The sequence below is a fragment of the Pseudomonas sp. VE 267-6A genome (assembly GCF_024126555.1).
In the GTDB taxonomy this organism is placed as follows: domain Bacteria; phylum Pseudomonadota; class Gammaproteobacteria; order Pseudomonadales; family Pseudomonadaceae; genus Aquipseudomonas; species Aquipseudomonas palmensis.
In genome coordinates, this window is record NZ_JAMYBY010000024.1 from 86,446 (window position 1) to 95,365 (window position 8,920).

Annotated in this window: 11 protein-coding genes; 8 read left to right on the top strand and 3 right to left on the bottom strand. The window is 62.0% G+C overall.

Annotated features, from left to right (window positions below; translation table 11 throughout):
* The first annotated feature begins 7 nt into the window (after positions 1-7).
* From NJH59_RS23355 to NJH59_RS23365, 3 genes are all read left to right on the top strand, one after another.
* Positions 8-613 (top strand): arylesterase, encoded by a 606-nt coding sequence (locus NJH59_RS23355; protein WP_043863090.1) that lies wholly within the window; start codon positions 8-10, stop codon positions 611-613.
* Between the two features lie 56 nt (positions 614-669).
* Positions 670-957: a hypothetical protein gene (locus tag NJH59_RS23360; protein WP_043863089.1), complete on the top strand. Its 288-nt coding sequence runs from the start codon at positions 670-672 to the stop codon at positions 955-957.
* Positions 958-1,070: 113 nt separating this feature from the next.
* Positions 1,071-2,042, top strand: a complete 972-nt coding sequence (locus NJH59_RS23365) for a L,D-transpeptidase family protein (RefSeq protein WP_043863088.1) — start codon at positions 1,071-1,073, stop codon at positions 2,040-2,042.
* A 122-nt stretch (positions 2,043-2,164) separates the two neighbouring features.
* Here the strand turns inward: NJH59_RS23365 and oprI are convergent, their stop codons facing one another.
* The gene (gene oprI, locus NJH59_RS23370) at positions 2,165-2,416 is read right to left on the bottom strand and encodes an outer membrane lipoprotei OprI (RefSeq protein WP_037058464.1); all 252 of its coding nucleotides are present in this window, start codon (positions 2,414-2,416) and stop codon (positions 2,165-2,167) included.
* Between the two features lie 509 nt (positions 2,417-2,925).
* Here oprI and NJH59_RS23375 point away from each other — a divergent pair.
* The gene (locus NJH59_RS23375; protein WP_043863087.1) at positions 2,926-3,207 is read left to right on the top strand and encodes a GNAT family N-acetyltransferase; all 282 of its coding nucleotides are present in this window, start codon (positions 2,926-2,928) and stop codon (positions 3,205-3,207) included.
* Positions 3,208-3,271: 64 nt separating this feature from the next.
* Here NJH59_RS23375 and NJH59_RS23380 read toward each other — a convergent pair whose 3' ends face one another.
* Entirely contained in the window at positions 3,272-4,348 is a 1,077-nt protein-coding gene (locus NJH59_RS23380; RefSeq protein WP_043863086.1) for a 3-deoxy-7-phosphoheptulonate synthase, read from the bottom strand.
* 283 nt (positions 4,349-4,631) lie between these two features.
* On the opposite strand from NJH59_RS23380, the gene NJH59_RS23385 reads away from it, so the two are divergent.
* The 3 genes from NJH59_RS23385 (at position 4,632) to cysB (ending at position 7,228) form a co-directional block, all read left to right on the top strand.
* Entirely contained in the window at positions 4,632-5,540 is a 909-nt protein-coding gene (locus tag NJH59_RS23385) for a 5'-nucleotidase (protein WP_043863085.1), read from the top strand.
* Between the two features lie 91 nt (positions 5,541-5,631).
* Entirely contained in the window at positions 5,632-6,129 is a 498-nt protein-coding gene (locus NJH59_RS23390) for a universal stress protein (protein WP_043863084.1), read from the top strand.
* Positions 6,130-6,253: 124 nt separating this feature from the next.
* On the top strand, positions 6,254-7,228 hold the full coding sequence (gene cysB / locus NJH59_RS23395) for an HTH-type transcriptional regulator CysB (protein WP_043863083.1): 975 nt from the start codon (positions 6,254-6,256) through the stop codon (positions 7,226-7,228).
* A 156-nt stretch (positions 7,229-7,384) separates the two neighbouring features.
* On the opposite strand, the gene NJH59_RS23400 is transcribed toward cysB, so the two are convergent.
* Positions 7,385-8,119, bottom strand: coding sequence for a phosphoadenylyl-sulfate reductase (locus NJH59_RS23400; protein ID WP_054915690.1), 735 nt, complete (start codon positions 8,117-8,119; stop codon positions 7,385-7,387).
* Positions 8,120-8,247: 128 nt separating this feature from the next.
* On the opposite strand from NJH59_RS23400, the gene thrH reads away from it, so the two are divergent.
* Entirely contained in the window at positions 8,248-8,865 is a 618-nt protein-coding gene (gene thrH, locus NJH59_RS23405) for a bifunctional phosphoserine phosphatase/homoserine phosphotransferase ThrH (RefSeq protein ID WP_043863081.1), read from the top strand.
* Positions 8,866-8,920 lie beyond the last annotated feature (55 nt).

Sequence of the window (8,920 nt, forward strand, 5' to 3'; positions counted from 1 at the left end):
GAATCCAATGCGAGTGTGGTTATTGAGTGCAGGCCTGGCCTTGCTGTGCATGGCCCAGGGCGCATCGGCAGGAACGGTGTTGATCGTTGGGGATAGTATCAGTGCCGCTTTTGGCCTGGATACCCGTCAGGGGTGGGTTGCCCTGCTCGAACAGCGGCTCAAGGCCGAGGGTTTCGATGACAAGGTGGTCAATGCCTCGATCAGTGGCGACACCAGTGCCGGGGGCCAGGCGCGGCTGCCTGCGCTGCTTGCAGAGCACAAGCCCAGCCTGGTGGTGGTGGAGCTGGGTGGCAATGACGGGCTGCGCGGGCAGGCACCGGCGCAATTGCAACAAAATCTTGCCTCGATGATCGATCGCTCCCGTGATGCCGGTGCCAGGGTGCTGCTGCTGGGCATGCGCCTGCCACCCAACTATGGCAAGCGCTACACCGATGCGTTCGCACAGGTGTATGCCGATCTTGGCAAGGAAAAGGACGTGCCGCTGGTGCCGTTCTTTCTCGAAGGGGTAGGTGGCGTGCCCGAGCTGATGCAGGCCGATGGCATCCATCCGGGGCAGGGCGCCCAGGCGCAGTTGCTGGAAAATGCCTGGCCATCAATAAAACCGCTGCTTTGACGCTTTTATACTGATCGGCTTTCGGCTAATGTTGCGCCCCCGATTTGGAGCCCCCGATGCCGCGTCCCGCCTGGTCCCTGTATGCCTATCAATTGATCGAGCCTGACGAACAGCTTGACCTGTTCGCCTGCCAGGAGAGTCGCGTCCACCTGATCGCCCGCCAACTCGAACTGGGCGGCTCCGTCGACCGTACCCTGTGTGGCACCCTGTTGCCGGCGCAACCGCGCTGGTCGGGTGTGGAACGCAGCATCTACCGTGACCAGCGCCTGTGCCGCCTGTGCCGGGCGATCCTCGAGGCGCAGCGGCGCGGCACGCGTCCGGTATGGCCCGAGCTGCAGGCCTGACGTCGGATCTTTTACGTTTGGCAAGGGTTCTGTGCCCGGATGCCTCCCGATCCCGCAGGGGGCGGTGTACAATTGCCCGCTTGACCCACCTGAATTAGCGAAGGATTTCCCGGATGTTGCCGCGCTTTCCCGCCGTCACCCGTTGCCTGTCCCTGGCCGCCCTGCTGGCGGCGGGCCCTGTTGCCGCTCTGGAGTTCCCCCTGCCGCCGCCGGGCGAGGATGTCATCGGCCAGGTCCAGGTGATCAAGGCCAAGTATGAGGACACCTTCGCCGACATCGGTACCGCCAACGACCTGGGCTACCTGGAGATGGTCGCGGCCAACCCGGGCGTGGACCCCTGGCTGCCAGGCGCCGGCACCGAGATCGTGCTGCCGACCCGTTTCATCCTGCCGCCGGGCCCGCGCGAAGGCATCGTGATCAACCTTGCCGAGTACCGCCTGTACTACTACCCCAAAGGCGAGAACGTGGTGCACACCTTCCCGCTGGGCATCGGCCGCGAAGGCTGGGGTTCGCCTATTGCCAACACCAAGGTCACGGCCAAGACGCCGAACCCGACCTGGACCCCACCGGCCTCGATCAAGGCCGAGCACGCCGCCGACGGTGATCCGTTGCCCAACGTGGTGCCGGCCGGCCCGGACAACCCGCTGGGCCCGTTCAAGTTCACCCTGGGCGTACCGGGCTACCTGATCCACGGTTCCAACAAGAAGTTCGGCATCGGCATGCGTACCAGCCATGGCTGTTTCCGCATGCTCAACAACAACGTGCTGCAACTGGCGAGCATGGCCCCGGTGGGGACTTCGGTGCGCATCATCAACGAGCCGTACAAGTTCGGCCTCAGTGGTGGCAAGGTCTACCTCGAGGCGCATACTCCGCTGGATGACAAGGGCGACCCGTCGGTGGTCGACAAGCACACGGCAGTGATCAATGCCCTGCTCAAGCGCGAAGACCTGGCCAACAACCTGCGCATGAACTGGGACATGGTGCGTGACGTGGTGGCGGCCGAAGATGGTATCCCGGTAGAGATCGCGGTGCCGGGTGACGCCAGTGCGCCGATGGTATCGAGCGTTCCGCTCGAAATGCAGTAACCCGCCTGTGTTTGCACGAGGCCCGCTTCATGCGGGCCTCGTCGTTTGCGCAGGACGGTTCTGCAGGCAATAAAAAAGCCGACCCACAGGTGGGTCGGCTTTTTAACAATCCCGAGGGATTATTACTTGCGGCTGGCTTTTTCCAGCATACGCAGAGCGCGCTCGTTAGCTTCGTCAGCAGTTTGCTGAGCTTTCTGAGCGGCGGCCAGAGCGTCATCAGCCTTGCGGTAGGCTTCATCGGCACGAGCTTGTGCACGGGCTGCTGCGTCTTCGGTTGCAGTCAGACGGGCTTCGGTTTCTTTGGAGACGCTGCTGCAACCGGTGGCCAGTACTGCGGCCAGAGCCAGAGCAGAGAATTTCAGAACGTTGTTCATCGTGTTCCCCTTCAAGGACTTTCTATTAAAGAGCCATCTCTCAACAAAGAGAAACTGGCCGGCGTACATAGTACCCATTACTTGTAGTAAGTAAACTGACCGAGCGCAAGAACCGGAAAAAAATTGCGCGGTTGCGCAGGCCGCCCCGGCGGGGGTGTGAAAAGAATGCAGGCGCTTTTGTAGCGGCGCTGAAACACCGCTGTAAATGCGTCTTTGTAGTGAACTAAAAGTGACTCCAAGTGTCATTGTTCGTCTTACCACTACATCATCCGGCTACTGTTGGCAGTGTGGCTCGCTGCCGTGTTCGCATGCTGCAAGTGCAGGTTTTTTACGATCAAGTACCTTGAGCATCTGTGCACTGGGCGCCTACTATTTGTAGGTGCTCAGTTGCCAGAGAACAACCAGGCTGTTCTCGCTGTCCAAACGGGCACGGGGTGGCGTAGAGGTTCCTTCGCCGGACAAACATCGGTAAGGTAAGGGTCTGACGAGAAGACCCGCGAGGAGTAGTGATGAGCGAGGCGTTGTCCATCCACCATGACCAGGCTGGTCATCAGTTCGAGACCAATGTGGACGGTCATCGTGCCTACCTGACCTACATGGACCTGGGTAAGCAGACATTGGATATCTACCGCACGTTCGTGCCCAATGCGCTGCGTGGGCGAGGCATCGCTGCGGCGCTGACCGAAAAGGCCCTCGCCTATGCCGAGGACATGGGCTACACCGTGATCCCCTCGTGCTCCTATGTCGAGCGCTACATGGAACGTCATCAAAAGCATTCCAACAAGGCCTGAGCCTGCTGACACCCTGTTGAAAACGAAAACGCCGGGCATTGCCCGGCGTTTTCGTTGATGGCTTTCAGCCGCGGTTGCGCTTGGGCAACACGTCCTTGAGCTTGGCGCGCATGCTGCGCACGGACTTCTCGGTGGCTTCCCAGTCGATGCAGGCATCGGTGATCGACACGCCGTACTGCAGTTCGGCAAGGTCCTTGGGGATGGCCTGGCAGCCCCAGTTGAGGTGGCTTTCGACCATCAGGCCGATGATCGACTCGTTGCCTTCGAGGATCTGGTTGGCCACGTTGTCCATCACCAGCGGTTGCAGGGCCGGGTCCTTGTTGGAATTGGCGTGGCTGCAGTCGACCATGATGTTCGGCTTGATCCTGGCCTTGGCCAGGGCCTGCTCGCACAGGGCGACGCTGACCGAATCATAGTTGGGCTTGCCGTTGCCGCCGCGCAGCACCACGTGACCGTAGGCGTTGCCCTTGGTGGTGACGATGGATACGCCACCTTCCTGGTTGATGCCCAGGAAACGGTGCGGGCTGGAAACCGATTGCAGTGCGTTGATCGCCACGGTCAGGCCGCCGTCCGTACCGTTCTTGAAGCCGACGGCCGACGACAGGCCCGAGGCCATCTCGCGGTGGGTCTGGGATTCGGTGGTGCGCGCGCCGATCGCCGACCAGCTGATCAGGTCCTGCAGGTACTGCGGGGAGATCGGGTCGAGGGCTTCGGTGGCGGTGGGTAGGCCCATTTCCGCCAGATCCAGCAGCAGTTGGCGACCGATGTGCAGGCCGTCCTGGATCTTGAACGAGTCATCTAGGTACGGGTCGTTGATCAGGCCCTTCCAGCCCACCGTGGTGCGCGGCTTCTCGAAATACACGCGCATCACCAGGTACAGGGTGTCGGCGACTTCGGCCGCCAGCACCTTCAGGCGCTCGGCGTATTCGTGTGCGGCCTTGAGGTCATGGATCGAGCAGGGGCCGATCACCACGAACAGGCGGTGGTCCTTGCCGTCGAGGATATTGCGTACCACTTCGCGGCCCGCGGTCACGGTCTGCAGGGCGGTGGCGCTGAGTGGAATGTCCTTCTTGAGCTGATCGGGGGTGATCAAGGTCTCGTTGGAGGCAACGTTAAGGTCGTCGATCGGTAAATCAGCCATCGTGTTACTCGTCAGGTCACGGGTGCCGGCCGCCAGCTACCCGCGCGGCGGAGCAGCATGATTGAACGCGGCGGGGTGCCGAACCTTAGCGCGTTACACCGTGATTCGACAATGGGCAGGGCCCGCTTTCCTGCCGCTTTGGCCCATTGGTATGGGCTTTTCTGATCAAAAGTGCCGTCACCCGACACGCTCGCAGGTTGCGGGCGGCAGCGCCCGGGCTGATAGTGTGTCGATTGTTTGACCTTATGGCGCCCGATGCAGGGCAGTGCGGAGCAGAGCGGCGATGAGCAAAGGCCTTGGCGACAAACTGGTGGTAGCCATTTCATCACGGGCACTGTTCGACCTCAGCGAGAGCCATCGACTGTTCCTGGCCGAGGGTGTCGAAGCCTACCGCCAGTACCAGATCGAGCACGAAGACGAATACCTGCAACCGGGTGATGCGTTCCCGTTGGTGGAAAAGCTGCTGGGCCTCAATGCCAGCCTCGGCCAGGCCCGGGTCGAGGTGGTGCTGGTGTCACGCAACAGCGCCGACACCGGGCTGCGGGTGTTCAATTCCATCGAGCATTATGGCCTGGGTATCTCGCGGGCAGCCTTCGTTGGCGGGCGCAGTCCGTATCCGTACCTGGCCGCCTTTGGTTGTCACCTGTTTCTGTCCACCGATGCAGAAGATGTGCGCCGCGCACTGGACGCCGGCTTTGCCGCTGCCACCATCCTTTCCGGCGGGGCGCGACGTGCGGCCAGCGCGGAGCTGCGTATCGCCTTCGATGGCGATGCAGTGGTGTTTTCCGACGAGTCCGAGCGCGTCTATCAGCTCGGCGGCCTGGAGGCGTTCCAGGCCAGCGAGCGCGAGTCGGCCCGCGAGCCGCTGCGCGGCGGGCCGTTCAAGGCCTTCCTGGCGGCGCTCAACGTGCTGCAGAAGGAGTTCCCCAGTGGCGCCTGTCCGATTCGCACCGCACTGGTGACGGCGCGCTCGGCGCCGGCCCACGAGCGGGTCATCCGCACCTTGCGCGAATGGGACATTCGCCTGGACGAGTCGCTGTTTCTCGGCGGCCTGGACAAGTCGGCGTTTCTCGAGGCGTTCGCGGCCGATGTGTTCTTCGACGACCAGGCAGGGCACTGCGAACGCGCCAGTGCAGTGGTCGCGACCGGCCATGTGCCCCACGGCATCAGCAACGAACGTACCCCCGGCTAGGCCGTCTGGCAGGGCGCCGGACGGCTCTGCGCGTCGTTTTGGCGCTGCTAAGCTGAACCTTGCCCTGCCGTATCGGCAGCTAGGAGGTCAAATGATCCGTTCGATGCTGTGTGCCACCGACCTCGGTTGTTACTCCCCTTATGTCATGCAACACGCGCTGGCGCTGGCACGCAGCTTCAGCGCCGAACTGTACGTGGTCCATGCCGTGGAACCGATGGGCCAGTTCGCCGAATCGCTGCTGGAAAGCTACCTTGATGAACATACCCTGTCCCATATGCGCGGCCGGGCGCTCAATACCGTGATGGCGAACATCGAACAACGGGTGCTGGAGAACTTTCAGGATGAACTGGGCGAGAAGGAAGACCTGGCGCTGATCCGCGCGGTGCGGGTACGCCAGGGCGACCCCGCCGACGTGATCCTGGAGCAGGCCCAGCGCCTGAGCGTCGACTTGCTGATCGTCGGCAGCCACAGCCAGGGCGCCGGTAGCGAGATCCCCTTGGGGCGCACGGCGGTACGCGTCCTGCAGCTGTCGCCGGTGCCTGTGTACATGGTGCCCCTGGCGCAGTACCTGGGGCGGCGCAAGTCATAGGGGAGGCGGTGTAGGACGTTGTAAGAAAGCTGAAGAAATAGTTCTAGATTTATTCTTCAAACCACTAATATAGTTATAACTCGTCGCTGCTGCCGGTGACGCCCAGTTGATTTGAGGGATACCTATGAAGCTTCAACAATTGCGCTACATCTGGGAAGTGGCGCACCACGACCTCAACGTCTCCGCGACAGCGCAGAGCCTGTATACCTCCCAGCCGGGGATCAGCAAGCAGATTCGCCTGTTGGAAGACGAGCTGGGTGTGGAAGTGTTCGCCCGCAGCGGCAAGCACCTGACCCGCGTGACCCCGGCAGGTGAGCGCATCATCACCACCGCCGGCGAGATTCTGCGCAAGGTCGAGAGCATCAAGCAGATCGCCCAGGAATTCTCCAACGAGAAAAAGGGCACCCTGTCGATCGCCACCACCCACACCCAGGCACGCTATGCCCTGCCGCCGGTGATCAGTTCGTTCATCAAGCAATACCCTGAAGTGGCGCTGCACATGCACCAGGGCTCGCCGATGCAGATCGCCGAGATGGCGGCTGACGGTACCGTCGACTTCGCCATCGCCACCGAGGCCCTGGAGCTGTTCGGTGATCTGGTGATGATGCCGTGCTACCGCTGGAATCGTTGCGTGGTGGTGCCGCAGGGTCACCCCCTGACCAAGCTGCCCAAGCTCACCCTGGAGGCGTTGGCCGAATACCCGATCGTGACCTATGTGTTCGGCTTCACTGGCCGCTCCAAGCTCGACGAAGCCTTCAGCCATCGCGGCCTGACCCCCAAGGTGGTGTTCACCGCGGCCGATGCCGACGTGATCAAGACTTACGTGCGCCTGGGCCTGGGCGTGGGCATCGTGGCCAAGATGGCGGTGGACACCAAGCTCGACAACGACCTGGTGGTGCTCGATGCCAGTGAGCTGTTCGAGTCCAGCATCACCAAGATCGGTTTCCGTCGTGGCACCTTCCTGCGTGGTTTCATGTGCGACTTCATCGAGAAGTTCGCGCCCCACCTGACCCGTGAAGTGATGGCCAAGGCCATCCAGTGCCACAACAAGCAGGAACTCGAAGAGCTGTTCGCTGGCGTCGAACTGCCAGTGCACTAAGCCCTTGCAGTGCCTTCAGGCCGCCAGCACGGTGGCCTGAAGGCGCTCCTGCAGATAGCCCCGCGAGCAGGTAGCCCAGCCACTGGCCGCGATGCCCTTACTGCTGACGCAATGTCTGGCAGGTGGGGCCAGGTGCTGCGCTCAGGGTGTGCATGTTCAGCCCTTGGTAATCAGGTTGCCGGCGTGCAGCCCGCATTCCTTCTGAGTCGACTCCTCCCACCACCAGCGGCCTTCGCGCTCGTGCTGGTTGGGCAGTACCGGGCGCGTGCAGGGTTCGCAGCCGATGCTGATGAAGCCGCGTTCATGCAGGCTGTTGTAGGGCAGCTCGAGCATGCGGATATAGCCCCAGACTTCCTCGCTGCTCATCTGCGCCAACGGGTTGAACTTGTACAGGGTGCGCTCGGGGGTGGAGAAGGCGCTGTCGATTTCCAGCGCGGCCACCTGGCTGCGGGTGCCCGGGCTCTGGTCGCGGCGCTGGCCGGTGGCCCAGGCGCTGACGGTGCTCAGCTTGCGGCGCAGCGGCTCGATCTTGCGGATGCCGCAGCATTCGCCGTGGCCGTCCTTGTAGAAGCTGAACAGGCCCTTTTCCTTCACGAAGGGGTCGAGTGCACTGCGATCGGGGGAAAGGATCTCGATCGGCAGCTTGTACTGCTCGCGCACCTGGTCGATGAACCGGTAGGTTTCCGGATGCAGGCGGCCGGTGTCGAGGCTGAACACCTTGACGTTCTTGTTCAGCTTCCAGGCCATGTCCACCAGCACCACGTCTTCGGCGCCACTGAAGGAGATCCACAGGTCGTCGCCGAAGTGTTCGAAGGCGAGCTTGAGGATGTCCTGCGGGGACTTGTTGGCATAGGTCGCGGCGAGGGCGGCGACGTCGAAGGGTTGGCTCATCAGGCGGCTTCCGGTCATTGAATGGCGCTTGGCGCTCGTAATGGGCGAATGTTAACAAAAATTGCCGGGTTAGACGGTGCGCCTGTAGAGTGCGCCTTCCATTTTTAGCGTTGTTCGAGGAGTGAGCTGTGGAAATTGCCTGTCTCGACCTGGAAGGTGTACTGGTCCCGGAGATCTGGATCGCCTTTGCGGAAAAAACCGGAATCGAATCGTTGCGGGCCACCACCCGCGACATTCCCGATTACGACGTGCTGATGAAGCAGCGCCTGCGCATCCTGGATGAGCATGGCCTGAAGCTTTCCGACATCCAGGCAGTGATTGCCACGCTCAAGCCGCTGGACGGCGCCATCGAGTTCGTGGACTGGTTGCGCGAGCGTTTCCAGGTGGTGATCCTGTCCGACACCTTCTACGAATTCTCGCAGCCGCTGATGCGCCAGCTGGGTTTCCCGACCTTGCTGTGCCACCGCCTGATCACCGACCAGAGCGATCGTGTGACCGGCTACCAACTGCGCCAGAAAGACCCCAAGCGCCAGTCGGTGCTGGCATTCAAGAGCCTGTACTACCGGGTGATCGCGGCGGGTGACTCGTACAACGACACCACCATGCTGGGCGAGGCGGATGCAGGCATTCTGTTCCATGCGCCGGAAAACGTGATTCGCGAGTTCCCGCAGTTCCCGGCGGTGCATGATTTCGAGGCGCTGAAGAAAGAGTTCATCAAGGCCTCGAACAGGTCGTTGAGTCTGTAATACCACCTTCGCCGGCAAGGCCGGCTCCTGCACGCTGTAGGAGCCGGCCTTGCCG

Coding starts and splice junctions, on each gene's coding strand:
- NJH59_RS23355 (WP_043863090.1), top strand. CDS start 8: ATGCGAGTGTGGTTATTGAGTGCAGGCCTGGCCTTGCTGTGCATGGCC.
- cysB (WP_043863083.1), top strand. CDS start 6,254: ATGAAGCTTCAACAATTGCGCTACATCTGGGAAGTGGCGCACCACGAC.
- NJH59_RS23385 (WP_043863085.1), top strand. CDS start 4,632: ATGAGCAAAGGCCTTGGCGACAAACTGGTGGTAGCCATTTCATCACGG.
- NJH59_RS23375 (WP_043863087.1), top strand. CDS start 2,926: ATGAGCGAGGCGTTGTCCATCCACCATGACCAGGCTGGTCATCAGTTC.
- oprI (WP_037058464.1), bottom strand. CDS start 2,416: ATGAACAACGTTCTGAAATTCTCTGCTCTGGCTCTGGCCGCAGTACTG.
- NJH59_RS23390 (WP_043863084.1), top strand. CDS start 5,632: ATGATCCGTTCGATGCTGTGTGCCACCGACCTCGGTTGTTACTCCCCT.
- NJH59_RS23400 (WP_054915690.1), bottom strand. CDS start 8,119: ATGAGCCAACCCTTCGACGTCGCCGCCCTCGCCGCGACCTATGCCAAC.
- NJH59_RS23360 (WP_043863089.1), top strand. CDS start 670: ATGCCGCGTCCCGCCTGGTCCCTGTATGCCTATCAATTGATCGAGCCT.
- NJH59_RS23365 (WP_043863088.1), top strand. CDS start 1,071: ATGTTGCCGCGCTTTCCCGCCGTCACCCGTTGCCTGTCCCTGGCCGCC.
- NJH59_RS23380 (WP_043863086.1), bottom strand. CDS start 4,348: ATGGCTGATTTACCGATCGACGACCTTAACGTTGCCTCCAACGAGACC.